This is a genomic window from Sodaliphilus pleomorphus (assembly GCF_009676955.1).
GTDB classification, from domain to species: domain Bacteria; phylum Bacteroidota; class Bacteroidia; order Bacteroidales; family Muribaculaceae; genus Sodaliphilus; species Sodaliphilus pleomorphus.
On sequence record NZ_CP045696.1, the window covers coordinates 2,763,072 to 2,781,203 of the forward strand.

Sequence of the window (18,132 nt, forward strand, 5' to 3'; positions counted from 1 at the left end):
TTTTCGGTGTGTAAACGGAATGTTTATAGTATTTTTGTAATCTTAACATAGGTTGTGCATCATGGCACGACAATGAATGAGATGAATAATTGTAACCAATTGATGAGCAAGAGAATACATGCTTTTGTCGCTTTGGCTTGTGCCGGGCTCTTTGCAGCCGGCAGCGTCCAGGCCCAGACTGTGCTGGGCGATGCCGACGTGGCGCGTGTACAAGCAGTTGTGAGCAAGAACGTGCCTCTCAACATGGGTATAGGCACAGTGCGTGCCTCGAGTGTGGTGATGAGTGGCGACACGGTGACTGTCGACCTGAGTGAGAACTTCAGCGACATCCCCTTCACCGAGAGTTCAATCTCTAAGATGAAGGACGACGTGAAGGCAGCCCTGGGGCCGCAAGGTGAAGGCCGCAAGGTGAAGCTCACCGTCGCTGGCGTTGATGTCGACGACTACTTCATTGACTTCGACAGCAGCTACAAGCGCAAGCATGCACCCTTTGTGACACCCGTCGACAAAGACCGCCACTACAGCAAGGCACTCGATGGCAACATCGTGGCTATGTGGCCCAGTCACGGCCTGTATTTTGAAAACAAGCTCAATCGCTGGGAGTGGCAACGCGGCCGCTTGATGCAGACGGTTGAAGACATGTACACTCACAGCTATGTGATACCCTTCTTGATGCCCATGCTTGAAAATGCAGGCGCCTATGTGTGGGATGCCCGCGAGCGCGACACGCACAAGGTGGCCGTGGTTGTCGACAACGACGGCGGCAAGGCCTCGAGCGCCTATGGCGAGCAGAACGGCAAGTGCTCATGGACCAAGGGCAACGGCACTGGGTTTGCCTATGTGCGTGACCAATATGTGGATTTCCAGAATCCGTTTGCCGAGGGTACCTATCGCCAGGTGGCGACCACCAAAGACAAGAAGAAACTCTCGCTTGCCCACTGGGATGTCGACATGCCCGAGGCTGGCGACTATGCCGTCTATGTGAGCTACAAGACTGTGCCCGGCAGCTCGACCGATGCCCGCTACACCGTCAACAGCCTGGCCGGCCCCGAGGAGTTTGTCGTCGACCAGACCATGGCCGGCGGTGTGTGGGTGTACCTTGGCACCTTCCAGCTCAAAAAAGGTCTCAACAAGAACGTGGTGACCTTGAGCAACTTCTCCAAGGAGGAAAACCGCGTGGTCACGGCCGATGCCATCAAGGTGGGCGGTGGTACCAACATGGTGGCGCGTCGTGTCGCGCTCCCTACCGATGAAAACAAGCAACGGGCCGCTCAGCAGGAAAACGAGAAATCGCTGGGCAAGCCAGGCATTGATTACAAATATGTGAGCAGTAGCAATTATCCCCTGTTTGAAGTGGGCAGCCGCTACTATTTGCAGTGGGCCGGTTTCCCCGACAGCGTTTATTCTCCCACGCGCGGCATCAACGATTATACCGACGACTACCGCTGCCGCGGCATGTGGGTCAACTATCTGGCAGGAGGATCGGCAGTGCTGCCTGCCCGCAAGGGGCTGAATGTGCCTGTCGATGTGTCGTTTTGCCTTCACACCGATGCTGGCACGACCCCGGGCGACGACATCATAGGCACGCTCATCATCTATTGCACCAAGCAGAACGGCAAGCAGTTTTCCAACTACGTCGACGGTACCCCGCGCGAGCTGTCGCGCAAGTTTGCCAATATTGTCACGAGCCAGGTTGTCAACGACATTCGTGCCAAGTATGAGCCCAACTGGACCCGTCGCGGCATGCGCGATGCCAGCTACTTCGAGGCGCGTGTGCCCGAGGTGCCGGCCCTGCTCATGGAATTGCTCTCGCACCAGAATTTTGCCGACATGAAATACGGGCTCGACCCCAACTTCCGCTTCGACGTGAGCCGTGCCATCTACAAGGGTATCCTCAAGTTTATCGCTCAGCGCGACCATCGCGACTATGTGGTGCAACCGCTGCCAGTCAACAGCTTTGCCATCGACCGCGTGAGCGACGACTGCTACATCTTGAACTGGAAGCCCACGCCCGACTCGCTCAGCGAGAATGCCGACCCCAAGAAGTATGTAGTGTATGAACGCGTGGCCGACGGTGGCTTCAAGCAGCTTGCAGTGACCAAGGATACAAAATATGTCACCTATGTGAAAGACAATCTTGTGCACAGCTACAAGGTCGTGGCCATGAACGACGGCGGCCGCAGCTTTCCCAGCGAGGTGCTGTCGCTTGGTGTGGCCAAGGGCAGCAAGGGCAACGTTGCTGTGGTCAACGGTTTCACCAGGCTGAGTGCGCCCGACTGGTTCGACGGCGACAAGATGGCTGGCTTCCTCGACGAGAAAGACCACGGCGTCGACTATGTGCGGCAAATCAACTATGTGGGCAAGCAATACGAGTTTGACCGCAGTCTTGAATGGAAAGACGACGACGACACCGGCTTCGGCGACAGCCGCAGCGACCACGAGACCGAGCCCGTGGCAGGCAATACCTTCGACTACACAGCCATTCATGGCCAGTCGCTGCTCAATGCAGGCTACTCGTTTGTGTCGATGAGTGCCCAGGCCTTTGCTGCCGGCAAGGTCAACAGCGAGGATTTCAAGACGGTCGACATCATTCTTGGCAAGCAGAAGGAGACCCCCAACGGCCGTGGCGCCTACCCCGACCGCTACAAGATATTCACCCCCGAGCTGATGCAGGCCATCAAGCGTTTTACCAGTGCAGGCGGCAATGTGCTCATGAGCGGTTCCTATGTGGGCAGCGACGTGTGGAACAACGCCAAGGCTGGTGATGCCGAGAAAACCTTTGCGAGCTCGGTGCTGGGCTACAAGTTGAGGGCTTCGCGAGCCTGCGACAAGGGGCAGGTGATGACTGTGCCCACCAGCTTCGGTGCTCTCGTCGACGGCCGCAAGGCCACCTTTGTGCAGCAGCTCAACAGCAAGATGTATGCTGTGGAGTCGCCCGATGCCCTCATGCCGGCCGACGACCGTGGCCAGACCTACATGCGTTATGGCGAGAACAACAAGCCTGCTGCCGTGGCTGTCGACTGCGGTACCTATCGCACGGTGGTGATGGGCTTCCCGCTTGAGACCGTGGTCGAGCCGGGATTGCGCGATGCCATCGTGGGCGATGTGATGAGGTTCCTCAACAAGCAATAGAAAACTATAAACTTGATAGTTCCATTATGATCGATTGTTTCATTCCTTACACTTCCGATGAGCAGGTGAGCAATACCTTGAAGGGTTTGCGTGAAGAACCCCTGGTCGCCCGCATCTTCCTGCTCTCGTCGCAGCCCCTTGCTGCCGCTCACGAGGGCTGCGAGGTGCTGGTAGTGCCCGACCTTACTTCAACCATGACGATGCAGGCCATTGCTGCTGCTGCCAAGAGCGACTACACATTTTTCTACAATAAATACGACACGTTGCGCATGAACTATAAGGCCATGCTGCGCTTGGTGGGCATCGCCCAGGATACCGATGCCGGCATGCTCTATGCCGACCATTACCACATGAGTGGCGACAAGCGTGACAAGGCTCCCGTCATCGATTACCAAGCAGGCAGCCTGCGCGACGATTTCGACTTCGGGTCGGTGCTCTTTTTCAACACTGCCCACCTCAAGGAGGCGGCATCGCGCATCACCCGCGCCTACCGTGCCGCCGGTTTCTACGACCTGAGACTCTTGATTTCGGAGAAATATGGCATTGAGCATGTCGACGAGTACCTGTATACCGATGTTGAGCTCGACCATCGCTCCAGCGGTGAGAAGATATTTGACTACTGCGATCCAAAAAATGCCGACTCGCAACGGGAGATGGAAGACGCTTGCACGTCCCACTTGAAACGCATTGGGGCGTATTTGGCCCCCGGCGACTACCGCGACCTCGACTTCGACGAGCAGCAGTTTCCCGTCGAGGCCACAGTGGTGATACCCGTGCTCAACCGCAAGCGGGTGATAAAAGATGCCATCGAGAGCGTGCTCATGCAGAAGACCGATTTCGCCTTCAACCTCATCGTTGTCGACAATCACTCGACCGACGGCACCGGCGAGATCATCGACGAGCTTGCCAAGGCCGATCCACGTGTGATTCACATCGTCCCCGACCGCGACGACCTGGGCATAGGTGGCTGCTGGAACCTTGCCATCAACGACGAGCGCTGCGGCAAGTTTGCCATCGGGCTCGACAGCGACGACGTCTATGCCACGCCTGCCACGCTCGCTACGATGATAGCCGAGTTCTACAAGGAAAATGCCGCCATGGTGTGCGGCACCTACAAGGTGACCGATGTCGACCTCAACGAGATCGCACCGGGTGTGATCGACCATCATGAGTGGACAGCCGAGAACGGCCGCAACAATGCCCTTCATGTCAACGGTTTTGGCGGTCCTCGTGCATTCTACACGCCAGTGTATCGTGCCATCAACCTGCCCAACACCTGCTATGGCGAGGACTACGCCATGGGACTCAGGGTATCGCGCGACTATCGCGTGGGACGTGTGTGGGACGTGATGACCTGTGCCCGCCGCTGGGACGACAACACCGATGCCAACCTCGACATTGACAAGGAAAACGCCAACAACACCTACAAGGACCGTATTCGCACTTGGGAAGTGAAGGCGCGCATACTTAAAAACAAGAATAGTAAATAAAATTTTAAATAACTAAAAAATACAACACACTACACTATGACTAAAATAAATTGCTTCATCCCCTTTGCCGAGAAAGAGCAGGCACAAAAGACTATCGACGGCCTCAAGTCGAGCGCACTTGTCAACAAAATCTACTTGCTGGCTGGCGCCGACGTCCAGGGCACGGTCGAAGGCTGCGAGGTTATCAAGGTAAATAACCTCAATGCCAGTGCTACAATGAGGGCTATTGCCGACAAGGCCGATGCCGACTTTGTGTTGCTTTACACCAAGTACGACACGCTCAAGTTTGCCCCCTATGCCATCGACCGTTTTGTGCAGATCGCCCAGGACAGCCAGAGCGGCATGCTCTATGCCGACCATTACAATGTGACCGACAAGGGTGCCGACAAGGCTCCGGTCATCGACTACCAGTATGGCAGCCTGCGCGACGATTTCGACTTCGGGTCGGTGCTGTTCTTCTGCGCCCAGTGCTTCAAGCAGGCTGTGGCTGCCATGAAGGCCGACTATGAGTTTGCTGGCCTCTACGACCTGCGTCTCAAGCTGTCGCAGCATGCCGCCATCACCCACATCAACGAGTACCTCTACAGCGATGTCGAGCTCGACACGCGCAAGAGCGGCGAGAAGATCTTCGACTATGTCGATCCTAAGAACCGCGGCCGTCAGATCGAGATGGAGCAGGCCGTGACCGAGCACCTGAAAGAAATAGGCGGCTACCTGGCTCCTGTCAAGGCCGATGGCCAGCCCAATTTCAGACACATCGAGTTCAACCAGGGCGACTTTGCTGTCGAGGCTACGGTGATGATTCCAGTGCGCAACCGCATTCGCACCATTCGCGATGCCATCAAGAGTGTCTTGATGCAGAAGACCGACTTCAAGTTCAACCTCATGGTGGTCGACAACTTCTCGACCGACGGCACGCGCGAGGCCATCGATGAGTTCAAGGACGACCCACGCATGATCCACATCATTGCCGACTATTACGACATGGGCATAGGTGGCTACTGGAACCTGGCTGCTCATCACGAGAAGGCTGGCAAGTTTATCGTGCAGCTCGACAGCGACGACATGTACAAAGATGAAAACACCCTCACCACGATGGTGAAGGCCTTCTATGAGCAAAATGTGGCCATGGTTGTGGGCACCTACATGATGACCGACTTCGATGGCAACATGATAGCCCCCGGTATCATCGACCACAAGGAGTGGACCCCCGAGAACGGCCGCAACAACGCCTTGCGCATCAACGGCCTGGGCGCTCCTCGCGCTTTCTACACGCCTGTGCTGCGTGAGGTGAAGCTGCCCAACACCAGCTATGGCGAGGACTATGCGCTGGGCCTCAACATCTCGCGCCACTACCAGATAGGTCGTGTGTACACGCCCGTGTACATGTGCCGCCGCTGGGACGACAACAGCGATGCCTCGCTCGACGTGGTGAAGATGAACAACAACAACTTGTACAAAGACCGCATCCGCACTTGGGAGCTTCAGGCGCGTGTGGCCATGAACAAGAAGGCTTGACAATAGCACGATCACATGGCTGAGATTGATTACAGAAATCAGGTGACCCGCCTCATCGAGAGGCAGCTGAGCGATTGGGACGTGGCCAAGCACAACTATGGCGCGCTCAAGGCTTGCAAGTTGCGCTCGCTGCGGGTGGGTGCCTCATCGATAGTGCTGCAGTTCAACCCCGAGCGCATTCGTTCGAGTGCCGCCAAGGTCGATGCTGCCAGCCTCAAGGCCCGCAAGTGTTTCTTGTGTGCCCAAAATCAGCCTGTCCAGCAAGAAACGGTTGAGTGGAACGGGAAATACAAGATTCAATTGAATCCCTATCCCATTTTCCCGCTCCATCTCACTATCTCTGAGTTGCGGCACGTGCCGCAGCGCATCGAGGGCCGCATGCCCCACATGCTCGCTCTTGCCCACGACTTGAGCGACTTTGTGCTGTTCTACAACGGGCCCAGGTGCGGAGCCTCGGCCCCCGACCACATGCACTTCCAGGCCGGCAACAAGGGGTTTCTGCCTTACTGCAAAGAGGTGTTTGAGAGCAAGCTCTCGCACATCGACGACGACGGCGATGGTTTCCTGGCCTTGAGCCAGGGCATGGCCCGCATGTCGTTTTTGATTGCGGCCAAAACTGCCCTCAGGGCCAGCCAGCTCTTCGACATGCTTGAGAGGGCTTTGCCCGTGAGCGCTGGCGACCCCGAGCCCATGCAGAACATATTGTGCTGGACCGAGGCCGACACCTACTATGTGGTTGTCTTCCCCCGGCGCAAGCACCGTCCCCACAACTATGGCGATGGGGCAGGGCAGTTCATGCTCAGCCCGGCCTCGGTCGACATGGGCGGGGTGTGGGCCGTGCCGGTCGAGAAAGACTTCGATGCACTCACGTCGGCCGACGTGCAAGCCATGTTCGACGAGTTGTGCATGACAACCGACGATGCAATTAACATAATACAACGATTAAAATAAAAAATCATTCATATAGTTATGAGTCAAATTCCTCAAGTGAGGGTGGGTATCATGAATGAGCCTGCTGTCGAGTTTGTGCTTAACGGCCAGTATCGATGTGGCGGTGCCCTGGTACAAGGACCGCAGTCGGCAACATGCCGCGAGGGCAAGATTGTGTGGAACGGAACGCTCTACGACGAGATCACGTTTTCTCCCCTCGACCCCGCCACGGCTTCGTTCACATTGAAAGATGTGACTATCGGGGTGAGTTTTCACTGGCGCCGCAAGGAGGACCAGACCTTCCGTGGCTCGCTTCACCTTATTGTAGAAAATGGCAACATCACAACCATCAATGTGCTCCCGGTCGAGGAGTACCTGCTCAGCGTGATCTCGAGCGAGATGAGTGCCAATGCTTCGCTTGAGTTGCTCAAGGCCCACGCGGTGATCTCGCGCAGCTGGCTCTTGGCACAAGTCAACAAGAGCGATGCCGACAAGAATCACGAGGTGGAGAAAGCCACAGGCAGCGACTCTGAGCTCGAGGATATCAAGTGGTGGGACCGCGACGACCATGTCAACTTCGACGTGTGTGCCGACGACCATTGCCAGCGTTACCAGGGCATCACACGCGAGTCGACGCCCACAGTGCGCCAGGCCATCGATGCCACTTGGGGGCAGGTGCTCATGTACGACGGCGAGCTGTGCGATGCACGCTTCTCCAAGTGTTGCGGCGGCGTGCTTGAGGAGTTTGAAAACTGCTGGGAGCCCAAGCACTACGACTACCTGGTGCCACGTCGCGACAGCCGCAATGAGATGGATTTTCCCGATCTCTCGCGCGAGGACGTGGCTGCCGACTGGATACTGTCGAGTCCTGAGGCCTTCTGCAACACCAAGGACCCCGAGATACTCTCGCAGGTACTCAACGACTACGATCAAGAGACCAAAAATTTCTACCGCTGGAAGGTGGAGTACACCCAAGAGCAGATAGCCGACCTCATCAAGCGCCGCACTGGCGACGACTACGGCCGCATCAGAGACTTGCAGCCAGTGGCCCGAGGCACGTCGGGGAGGCTCTACAAGATGAAGATCGTGGGCGAGAAACTTACCAAGACCATAGGCAAGGAGCTCGCTATCAGGTATGCCCTGAGCGAGAGCGCCCTCTACAGTTCGGCCTTCATCGTCGAGCGCCACGGTATTGATGCCAGCGGCTATCCCCAGAAGTTTGTGCTGCGTGGCGCTGGCTGGGGTCATGGCGTTGGGCTGTGCCAGATAGGTGCTGCAGTGATGAGCGCCAAGGGCTACAACTACAAGGAAATTCTGCTCCACTATTTCATTAACGCTTCTATCAACAAATTATATTGAAACAATGAATAACCTCAAAACTTCAAACAAAAGCCCCTGGTGGTGGGTGCCCACGCTCTATTTTGCCGAAGGCGTCCCCTACTTTGTGGTCAACAATATTTCGGTGATGATGTTCACCAAGATGGGTGTCCCCAATGGCGACATGTCATTTTTCACCACATTGCTCTATTTCCCTTGGTTTTTAAAGGGGGTGTGGAGCCCTATCGTCGATGTGGTGAAGACCAAGCGCTGGTGGATAGTCACCATGCAGATTGTGCTCACTGCGCTCATGGCGCTGCTCATGCTCACCCTGCCCACTCCCAGCAAGGAGATGATAGCATCGGGTCACACGCCCATCTCCATGTTCACATTCACCCTCATCCTGTTTATCATTGCAGCCTTTGCCTCGGCAACTCACGACATTGCGGCCGATGGCTTCTACATGCTGGCTCACAGCCCGAGCAGCCAGGCGGCATTCATCGGCATTCGTTCCACGGCCTATCGCATTGCTTCGGTCTTCGGGCAGGGTGTGCTGGTGGCCATTGCCGGCGTGGTTGAGAAAAGCTCGGGCGACATTCCCTACTCGTGGCGCATCACCCTCGGCGTGAGCGCAGTAGTGTTCCTGCTCATCACGCTCTATCACATCTTTGTGCTGCCCAAGCCTGCCGATGATCATCCTCGCAACCAGCAGGAGGAGGCTGGCACTGCCAAGCCCAGCTCTTCCAATGCCAAGGAGTTGCTGGCTTCGTTTGGCAGTTTCTTCTCCAAGCCTTATGTGTGGATGGCTATCGTGTTCATGCTGCTCTATCGCTTGCCCGAGGGCTTCCTCATCAAGCTGTGCATGCCTTTCCTGGTGCATCCCACAAGCCAAGGCGGATTGGGCTTGAGCACCGAAATGGTGGGTGTGGTGTATGGCACATTCGGCGTGATTGCCCTTTTGGGCGGTGGCATCCTGGGCGGTATTTTCGCATCGCGCGTTGGCCTCAAGAAGTCGCTCTGGTGGATGGCCTTGTGCATGACGCTGCCTTGCCTCACATTTGTCTATCTGGCCTACGCTCAACCCAGCAACACGATCGTTATCACCATAGCCCTGTGCATCGAGCAGTTTGGCTACGGTTTCGGTTTCACGGCCTACATGCTCTACATGATGTATTTCTCCGAGGGCGAGTTCAAGACCTCGCACTATGCCATATGCACTGCCTTCATGGCGCTTAGCATGATGCTGCCTGGCTTTGTGGCCGGCTATATTCAAGAGGCCATAGGCTATATCAATTTCTTCTGGATGGTGATGGCTTGCTGCGTGGCTACCTTTGTGGTCACCTACTTTGTCGACAAGCACATCGACCCAGAATATGGACGCAAGTAATTTTTTATCATATAAATTGAATTAGTGAAGATGAAAAAACATATTATCCTGTTTTTGGCCATTACACTTGCAGCCACCGTTTCTCTCTCTGCCCAGGTGATGACGGGTATCGAGGTGCTGCGCGACCACCACTTCTCTGAGCTTCAGGGCAAGCGCGTGGGCCTGGTGACCAACCCCAGCGGCGTCGACCACAATCTCACCTCGACTGTCGACATTCTCTACAACGCGCCTGGCGTGAAGCTGGTGGCCCTCTACGGCCCCGAGCACGGCGTGCGCGGCAATGCCCATGCGGGTGATGCCGTGAGCGATGCTGTCGATGCCAAGACCGGCGTGAAGATGTATTCGCTCTACGGCAAGACCCACAAGCCCACCCCCGAGATGCTCAAGGACATCGATGTGCTCGTCTACGACATCCAGGACATAGGCTGCCGCAGCTACACCTTCTATGCCACCATGGGCATGTGCATGGAGGCCTGTGCCGAGAATGGCAAGGAATTTATGGTGCTCGACCGTCCCAACCCGCTGGGCGGCAACAAGGTTGAGGGCAATGTGGTCGAAGACGGCTACTTCTCGATGGTGAGCAAGTATGCCATCCCTTACCTCTACGGGCTCACTCCCGGTGAGCTCGCTACCTACCTCAACGAGGAGCACGTGACGGCCAAGAAGGCCAAACTCACCGTGATACCCATGCAGGGCTGGAAGCGCAACATGAAGTTTGCCGACACGGGGCTGCCCTGGGTGGCTCCCTCGCCACAGATTCCCACTCCCGAGCACGCAGCCTTCTATGCAGTGTCGGGCGTTGTGGGTGAGCTCTATGCCTTCAACACCGGCATAGGCTACACGCTGCCTTTCCAGTGCTTCGCAGCTCCCTATATCGATGCCGACAAGCTGTGCGACGCCATGAATGCGCTCGACCTGCCTGGCTTCAGGTTCCGCCCCATCAACTACAAACCTTTCTTTAAGGTGGGCCCCGAGACCGACGAGGCAATGAAGGAGATGCACGGTGTGCAGACCTACATCACCGATCTCGACAAGGCCAATCTCACCCTGTGCCAGTTCTACTTCATGCAGGTGCTGCACGAGTTGTACCCGGCTGCCAAAATCTTTGATGCCAATGCCAAGCGCGGCTATGGCATGTTTGACAAGGTCATGGGCACCGACCAAATACGCCTCAGGTTCTCCAAGAACTACAAGGTGGCCGACATCGTTGACTACTTCAACAAAGATGCCGATGCATTTAAAGCAAAATCGAGCAAATATTATTTGTACAAATGATGGACGCAAAATATAAAGCCTTCGTCAGGAACATCTCTTGGTTTATTCCCGACGACCGTATCTATACCGACGACTTGCGCTGCCTGGCCTGGGGAACCGATGCCAGCTTCTACCGCCACGTGCCCAAGGTGGTGGTGCGCTCGCGCAACGAGCAGGAGGTGTCGAGGTTGCTGCAAGAGGCCAGCAAGCTGGGGCTGCCGGTCACGTTTCGTGCTGCCGGCACCAGTCTCTCGGGCCAAACCAACACCGACTCGATTCTCATCGTTGCCGGCAAGAACTGGGAAAACTATGAGCTGAGCGACGATGCCAGCACCATCACCATGCAACCAGGCCTCGTGGGGCACAAGGTTGACGAGATACTCAAGCCCTACGGCAGAGTGTTCTCGCCCGACCCGGCCTCAAAAAACTCGGCCATGGTGGGCGGTATTGTCATCAACAATGCCTCGGGCATGAGCTGTGGCACACATGCCAACAGCGACAAGGTATTGAAGTCGATGCGCATCGTCATGGCCGACGGCACTGTACTCGACACGGGCGACGCCGGCAGCCGTGCAGCATTCAAGGCCAAGCGCCCCGACTTTGTGAAGGGCATCGAGAAGCTGCGCGACAAGATTATGGCCGACCCCGAGCTGGTGAAACGCATCAAGTACAAGTATCAAATCAAGAACGTGACGGGGTTGAACCTTCTGCCCTTTGTCAGGTTCACCGACCCGTTCGATATCATCACGCATTGCATGGTGGGCAGCGAGGGTACTCTGGGCTTTGCCAGCCAGTTTACCATGACCACAGGCCATCTCTACAGCCACTCGGCCAGCGCCATGCTCTACTTCGACGACATGCGCAAGGCCAGCGAGTGCATCGTGGAGCTCAAGAACAGTCCTGTGGAGTGTGCCGAGATGCTCGACAAGAAGTCGCTCTCGGCAGCCGAGGACAAGACGGGCGAGGGGCTCACGGCCATACTGGTGCGCACCTCGGCCGACGACCAGGATACACTCGACAAGAATATCGCCCAAATCATGGATGTCGTGGGCCACTACAAGCTGCATGTGCCGGCTCGCTTCACCAGCGACCCTGCTGAGTATGGCAAGTACTGGCAGATAAGGTCGGGCATTTTCCCCATCGTTGCAGGCACTCGCCCCATAGGCACTACAGTGATTATCGAGGACATTGCCTACCACATTCAGGACCTTCCCGATGCAACGGTCGATCTTGCACGCATGCTCAACGAGCATGGCTATGCCGATAGCTGCATCTACGGCCATGCCCTGGAGGGAAATTTCCACTTTGTGATAAGCCAGTCGTTTGAGACCGACGAGGATGTGAAGCGCTACGAGGAACTTATGCGTGAAACGGTGAAGCTCGTGGTCGACAAGTACGACGGTTCGCTCAAGGCCGAGCATGGCACAGGCCGCAACATGGCGCCCTTTGTGCGCAAGGAGTGGGGCGACAAGGCCTATGGCATCATGAAGGAAATCAAGCAGCTCTTCGACCCGCAAAATATTCTCAATCCTGGTGTCATCTTCAATGAAGATCCCGAGAGCTTTGTGCAGCACATCAAGCCGCTGCCACGTGTCAACGAGCATGTCGACAAGTGCATGGAGTGCGGCTTCTGCGAGGTGAACTGCCTGAGCTGCGGTTTTACACTGAGCTCACGCCAGCGCATCGTCACGCAGCGCGAGATTGCACGCCTGCGCGCCACGGGTGAAGATCCAGCCCGCCTGAAGCGCATGACCGCGCTCTACAAGTACTACGGCGACTACACCTGTGCAGCCGATGGCTTGTGCAGCACGTCGTGCCCCATGAAGATCAACACTGGCGACATGACCCACGACCTGCGCGCCACCCATCGCCCCAAGGACTGTGCCGGCTACAAGGTGGGCGACTTTTGTGCCCGCCACCTGAATGGCGTGCGCGAGGGCACCAAGCTGGCCCTCGACCTGGCCAGTGCTACCCATGCCGTGATTGGCGACAAGGGCGTGACGGTACTGGGTCACGCACTCAATGCCATGGGCGCCCCGCTGTGGACCCCGTCGCTGCCCAAGGCTCATCGCCCGAAGCCCCTCGACACTGTCGAGTCGGCCAGGAAGGTGGTGTACTTCCCCAGTTGCTTAAATCAGACTATGGGGCGCGCCAGCAAGGGCCCGAAGCTCGACCTGGTCGACGAGGTGGTGGCCTTCCTCAAGAAATGTGGTTGGGAGGTGATATATCCCGCAGGCATGAAGCAACTGTGCTGCGGCATGATATGGGAGAGCAAGGGCATGCCCGATATTGCACAGCGCAAGACCGACGAGCTCGAGAGCGCCTTGCTTGCTGCCAGCGACAACGGCAAGTATCCTGTGGTGTGCGACCAGAGTCCCTGCCTGCACCGCATGTTGCAACACATGACCAGAGTGAAACCGCTTGAGCTCATGGAGTTTGTGCACGACTATGTGGCCTCCGACCTCGATTTCCATCGCACCGACGAGCCCATAGCCCTGCATCTCACTTGCTCTACACGCCTCATGGGGCTCAACGACAAGATGCTGTCGCTGGCCAAGCGTTGCTCGAGCCACGTGCTCGTGCCCGATGGTGTGGGCTGTTGCGGTTTTGCCGGCGACAAGGGCTTGACGCATCCCGAGCTCAACAAGTATGCCCTGCGCAAGCTGCGCCCCCAAATCGAGAAGGCCGGCATCAAGCGCGGTTTCTCCAACAGCCGTACTTGCGAGATAGGTCTCACCACCAATAGCGGAATCCCTTATCAATCGCTCATCTACTTGATCGATGAGTGTACTACTGTAAAAAAATAGCGATATGTCATCACAACAATCTAAACGACTCGTTTCACTCGATATATTGCGTGGCATCACCATAGCAGGCATGCTCATGGTGAACAATCCCGGCACATGGAGTCACATCTATGCACCGCTCGACCATGCCGAGTGGATAGGATTGACCCCCACCGACTTGGTCTTTCCCTTCTTCATGTTTTGCATGGGTGTTGCCATGTATTTCTCTTTGCGCAAGTTTGATTTCAAGTTCAGCCCCAAGCTGGCTTTGAAAGTCGTGCGTCGCACAGTGCTGTTGTTTCTCATCGGGTGGGCCATCCACTGGTTCAGCCACTTGATGTACGGTCTGGCCAAGGGACAGCCCTGGGCAGTAGCCGTCAACAACTTGCCCACGTTGCGCATCTTGGGTGTGTTTCAGCGATTGGCGCTGTGCTACTTCTTCGGCTCGCTGTGTGCCATCTTCATCAAGCACAAGATGCTGCCGTGGGTAGTGGGCGGCATCCTTGTCATCTATGCCGTGATTCTCGGTGTGGGGCATGGCTACGACTTCTCGCTCGACAACATCGTGGCGCGCATCGACAATGCCGTCATGGGCCCCGACCACATGTATCACGAGAGTGCAGGCGGATACTCGATTGCACTCGACCCCGAGGGCATCTTGAGCACGCTCCCCTGCATTGCCCACACGCTCATCGGCTTCCTGGTGGGCAAGATGATCATCGAGCATCGCGACAACAGGTACCGCATGGCGCGCTTGCTTGAGGTGGGTTTTGCTTTCATCTTGCTGGGCTGGCTGCTGCACTACGGCATCCCGTGCTCCAAGAAGGTGTGGTCGTCGACCTATGTGCTCATCACCACTGGTCTGGCCATGAGTGTGCTCGCACTGCTCATCCTGGTCATCGATGTCAAGGGGCACAAGAAGTGGTGCCATTTCTTCCAGGCCTTTGGCATCAACCCGTTGTCGCTCTACGTGCTGGGCAGTGTTTTCTCTATCATCTTCGGTGCTGTGACGCTGCACAAGAGTGCCGACTTTGAAAATCCCGATCCCGTCAAGGCCTCGACCCTCTACACCCAAGCGGCACAGCAGGGTATTGCCCAGGCACAAAACAACCTCGCCGTTGCCTACTACACGGGCACTGGCGTCGACGTCAACAAGCCCCGCGCAGTGCAACTGTTGCAACAAGCCGTCGGGACCGACACCCTGCCCAAGGCTGCGGCCCACTACAACCTGGCCCTGGCCTACATGACCGACAACACTGCGGCCAACGATGTCCAGGCGGTGCAATTGCTTACTCTTGCTGCCGACTCGGCGATGCAGCAGGCCCAATTCAACCTGGGGCTGTGCTACGACTTCGGCAAGGGTGGACTGGCAGTCGACCACAAGAAGGCTGCCGAACTCTACAGCCTTGCTGCACAGCAAGGGCTGAAACGGGCGCAGACTGCTGTTGAAGCCTGCTACAGCGACACGCTGGGCGTAACGGCCCGCAACACATTCAACGACCTGTTTATCACCGATATGACTGCTTGTGACACCATAGCGGGCAAGCAGCTCACTGCAGCCCAGCGCACCTACAACAGCGCGGTGGCTCTTGCACAAGGGGCAGGCGAGCGCACTACGGTGCACAGTGCTGTGTTCGACTTCTGCAAGGCAGTGACCACCGACGAGACGATGGCTTCATGCTTGTTTGCCATCATCTTCATTCTGTTTAACTGGATATTTGGTTACATACTCTATAAGAAAAATATAATCATAAAAATATAATTGCTAAATGATGATTTTAATTGCAGATTGTGGCTCCACCAAGATTGATTGGTGCCTGCTCAACGGAAAAGAGAAAGTTGCTCAAATTTTCACTACAGGGATGAATGCCCTGCTCATGACTCAAGACGAAATGACTGCCCGCATCAAGGAGGAATTGATGCCCCACATCAGCGGCTATCAGGTCGATGAGATATACTATTATGGTGCCGGCATCATCAGCGACGAGATTAAGTCGCATGTGGCCAATGCCTTGAAAGCCAACATGCCTGCCGCCTCTAAGATCGAGGTCGACACCGACCTGCTCGCTGCAGCACGCGCCCTGTGCGGCCGCAAGCCTGGCATAGCCTGCATCTTGGGCACGGGCAGCAACTCTTGCTACTACGATGGCGAGAAGGTGGTCGACAACGTGTCGCCCCTGGGCTATATCCTGGGTGATGAGGGCAGCGGCGCTGTGCTGGGCAAGCTCCTGGTGGGCGATGTGCTCAAGCACCAGCTCCCCGAGCACCTGTGTGAGAAATTCCTCAAGGAGTACAACCTCGACCGCAACACCATCATCGACCACGTGTATCGCAAGCCGGCTGCCAATCGCTTCCTGGCACAATTTGCTCCTTTCCTTGAGCACAACATCGAGGAGCCCTCGATACACCGCATCGTGCTGCACTCGTTTATCGACTTCTTTGTGCGCAACGTCGAGAGCTATAAGGACTACAAGACCCTGCCTTGCAACTTTGTGGGCAGCATCGCACTGCTCGAGAAGCCTACGTTGCTCGAGGCAGCCAAGTCGCAAGGCATCACCGTGGGCACAATCATGCAGGATCCCATGGAGGGCCTCATCAAGTTTCACTCTACAAGCGAGCAATAGAGACGGGGCTGAATGGTAAAAAAAAGAGTAGTTACACGTTTTTAAGGAGAACGAAAAATATTTAATCATAATATGGCTTTTGTGAAAATAAGTGAGCAAGACTCGCTTTACAATGATTTGGAGAAAAAATCGGTGCTTGAAATCCTCACCGAGATCAATCAAGAAGACCACAAGGTAGCCGATGCCGTACAGAAGACCATACCTCAAGTCGAGAAACTGGTCACGGGCATCGTGTCGCGCATGAAGAAAGGCGGCCGTCTTTTCTACATGGGCGCAGGCACGTCGGGCCGTCTTGGTGTGCTCGATGCCAGCGAGATTCCTCCCACCTTCGGCATGGACCCTGGGTGGATCATTGGCATCATTGCCGGCGGCGACACTGCCTTGCGCAATGCCGTGGAGAATGCCGAGGACGACACCGAGCAGGGTTGGAAAGACTTGCTTGAGTACAACATCAACGAGAAGGACACTGTGGTGGGCATCGCTGCCTCGGGCACTACGCCCTACGTCATAGGCGCACTCAAGGCTGCCCGCGCCCACGGTTGCCTCACGGGCGCCATCACCAGCAACCCCGACGCGCCCATCAGCGAGGCTGCCGAGATTGCTATGGAGATGGTTGTGGGTCCCGAGTATGTCACGGGCAGCAGCCGCATGAAATCGGGCACTGGCCAAAAGATGATATGCAACATGATCTCGACCAGCGTCATGATCAAGATGGGGCGTGTGAAGGGCAACAAAATGGTCAATATGCAGCTCACCAACAAGAAGCTCGTCGACCGCGGCACCCGCATGGTGGTAGATGAGCTTGGCCTCGACTATGAGTCGGCCAAGCGCTTGTTGCTGCTGCACGGCTCGGTAAAGAAGGCCTGCGATGCCTATCGCGCTGCCGACGACGACAAGCTGTAGAGTGGTTATCAAAGGGAGAGATTGATTACACACACACACACATTTTAGTTATGACACGACGTTATCTTATAGTGTTGTTTGCACTGTGTGCAAGTCTTGTTGCAATGGCTCAGACTAAACAGTATACCAATACCGACGTGTACTATGCACGCCGGGCTACACTCTTCGATGTGCTTCCCATAGGCCGGCACGACATCGTGATGCTGGGCAACAGCCTCACCGATGGTGCCGAGTGGAATGAGTTGCTCAACAATCCTCACGTGAAAAATCGCGGTATTGTGGGCGACATCGTGCAGGGATTTTACGAGCGACTTGAGCCCATCTTGAAGGGACAGCCCAAGAAGCTTTTCATCATGGGGGGAATCAACGATGTGTCGCATGGCGTGAGCGGCGATAGCATAGCCCGTGCCATGGAGAAACTCATCGTGCTGGTGAAACAACGTTGCCCTAAGACAAAAATCTACTTGCAGAGCATGTTGCCTTTCAACAACGACGTGCGCATGTGGAAAAACCTGCGCGACCGCGAGCACGTGGTTGTCGAGGGCAATGCCGCTCTGGCCCAGGTCGCGCGTCGCCAGGGTGTGACTTGGATCGACCTCTACAAGCTCTTTGACGACGGCACTGGTCATCTCAAGCGTGAGTACACCAACGACGGTCTCCACCTCATGGGTCCGGCCTACCTGGTGTGGCGCGACGCCATAAAGCCCTATGTGAAATAAGGGATTGGTTCCCGTCTACTTGTGTGTGGCTTGAAATCTATACAAAAGCCTGCACTGGCAACCGCCGGCGCA

Annotated in this window: 12 protein-coding genes; all 12 read left to right on the plus strand. The window is 56.1% G+C overall.

Going from position 1 to position 18,132, the window contains the following annotated elements; all coding sequences use genetic code 11:
* Positions 1-102: 102 nt before the first annotated feature.
* Positions 103-3,132, plus strand: coding sequence for a golvesin C-terminal-like domain-containing protein (locus GF423_RS11415; RefSeq protein WP_206113239.1), 3,030 nt, complete (start codon positions 103-105; stop codon positions 3,130-3,132).
* A 26-nt stretch (positions 3,133-3,158) separates the two neighbouring features.
* Positions 3,159-4,622, plus strand: a complete 1,464-nt coding sequence (locus GF423_RS11420; protein ID WP_154328480.1) for a glycosyltransferase family 2 protein — start codon at positions 3,159-3,161, stop codon at positions 4,620-4,622.
* Positions 4,623-4,658: 36 nt separating this feature from the next.
* On the plus strand, positions 4,659-6,140 hold the full coding sequence (locus tag GF423_RS11425; RefSeq protein WP_154328481.1) for a glycosyltransferase family 2 protein: 1,482 nt from the start codon (positions 4,659-4,661) through the stop codon (positions 6,138-6,140).
* A 15-nt stretch (positions 6,141-6,155) separates the two neighbouring features.
* Positions 6,156-7,091, plus strand: coding sequence for a DUF4922 domain-containing protein (locus tag GF423_RS11430; protein ID WP_154328482.1), 936 nt, complete (start codon positions 6,156-6,158; stop codon positions 7,089-7,091).
* A gap of 18 nt (positions 7,092-7,109) precedes the next feature.
* Positions 7,110-8,429 (plus strand): SpoIID/LytB domain-containing protein, encoded by a 1,320-nt coding sequence (locus GF423_RS11435; RefSeq protein ID WP_154328483.1) that lies wholly within the window; start codon positions 7,110-7,112, stop codon positions 8,427-8,429.
* Positions 8,430-8,433: 4 nt separating this feature from the next.
* A complete protein-coding gene (locus GF423_RS11440) occupies positions 8,434-9,774 on the plus strand; it encodes an MFS transporter (protein ID WP_154328484.1) in 1,341 nt (446 codons plus the stop codon).
* Between the two features lie 30 nt (positions 9,775-9,804).
* Entirely contained in the window at positions 9,805-11,049 is a 1,245-nt protein-coding gene (locus GF423_RS11445) for a DUF1343 domain-containing protein (RefSeq protein WP_154328485.1), read from the plus strand.
* Positions 11,046-13,835: an FAD-binding and (Fe-S)-binding domain-containing protein gene (locus GF423_RS11450; protein WP_206113240.1), complete on the plus strand. Its 2,790-nt coding sequence runs from the start codon at positions 11,046-11,048 to the stop codon at positions 13,833-13,835. The genes GF423_RS11445 and GF423_RS11450 overlap by 4 nt, the downstream gene beginning before the upstream one ends.
* Before the next feature lie 4 nt (positions 13,836-13,839).
* Positions 13,840-15,576 carry a DUF5009 domain-containing protein gene (locus tag GF423_RS11455; RefSeq protein WP_154328486.1) on the plus strand — a complete coding sequence of 579 codons (1,737 nt, stop codon included), beginning with the start codon at positions 13,840-13,842 and terminating at the stop codon, positions 15,574-15,576.
* 10 nt (positions 15,577-15,586) lie between these two features.
* On the plus strand, positions 15,587-16,438 hold the full coding sequence (locus GF423_RS11460; RefSeq protein ID WP_154329045.1) for an ATPase: 852 nt from the start codon (positions 15,587-15,589) through the stop codon (positions 16,436-16,438).
* A gap of 72 nt (positions 16,439-16,510) precedes the next feature.
* Positions 16,511-17,341, plus strand: a complete 831-nt coding sequence (gene murQ, locus GF423_RS11465) for an N-acetylmuramic acid 6-phosphate etherase (RefSeq protein WP_154328487.1) — start codon at positions 16,511-16,513, stop codon at positions 17,339-17,341.
* A 104-nt stretch (positions 17,342-17,445) separates the two neighbouring features.
* On the plus strand, positions 17,446-18,060 hold the full coding sequence (locus GF423_RS11470) for a GDSL-type esterase/lipase family protein (RefSeq protein WP_235911746.1): 615 nt from the start codon (positions 17,446-17,448) through the stop codon (positions 18,058-18,060).
* Positions 18,061-18,132: the final 72 nt, after the last annotated feature.

What these genes read in the sequence shown, in the direction of transcription:
- GF423_RS11425 (WP_154328481.1), top strand. Translation starts at nt 4,659, where the DNA reads ATGACTAAAATAAATTGCTTCATCCCCTTTGCCGAGAAAGAGCAGGCA.
- GF423_RS11415 (WP_206113239.1), top strand. Translation starts at nt 103, where the DNA reads ATGAGCAAGAGAATACATGCTTTTGTCGCTTTGGCTTGTGCCGGGCTC.
- GF423_RS11445 (WP_154328485.1), top strand. Translation starts at nt 9,805, where the DNA reads ATGAAAAAACATATTATCCTGTTTTTGGCCATTACACTTGCAGCCACC.
- GF423_RS11420 (WP_154328480.1), top strand. Translation starts at nt 3,159, where the DNA reads ATGATCGATTGTTTCATTCCTTACACTTCCGATGAGCAGGTGAGCAAT.
- GF423_RS11440 (WP_154328484.1), top strand. Translation starts at nt 8,434, where the DNA reads ATGAATAACCTCAAAACTTCAAACAAAAGCCCCTGGTGGTGGGTGCCC.
- GF423_RS11450 (WP_206113240.1), top strand. Translation starts at nt 11,046, where the DNA reads ATGATGGACGCAAAATATAAAGCCTTCGTCAGGAACATCTCTTGGTTT.
- GF423_RS11470 (WP_235911746.1), top strand. Translation starts at nt 17,446, where the DNA reads ATGGCTCAGACTAAACAGTATACCAATACCGACGTGTACTATGCACGC.
- GF423_RS11460 (WP_154329045.1), top strand. Translation starts at nt 15,587, where the DNA reads ATGATTTTAATTGCAGATTGTGGCTCCACCAAGATTGATTGGTGCCTG.
- GF423_RS11430 (WP_154328482.1), top strand. Translation starts at nt 6,156, where the DNA reads ATGGCTGAGATTGATTACAGAAATCAGGTGACCCGCCTCATCGAGAGG.
- murQ (WP_154328487.1), top strand. Translation starts at nt 16,511, where the DNA reads ATGGCTTTTGTGAAAATAAGTGAGCAAGACTCGCTTTACAATGATTTG.
- GF423_RS11435 (WP_154328483.1), top strand. Translation starts at nt 7,110, where the DNA reads ATGAGTCAAATTCCTCAAGTGAGGGTGGGTATCATGAATGAGCCTGCT.
- GF423_RS11455 (WP_154328486.1), top strand. Translation starts at nt 13,840, where the DNA reads ATGTCATCACAACAATCTAAACGACTCGTTTCACTCGATATATTGCGT.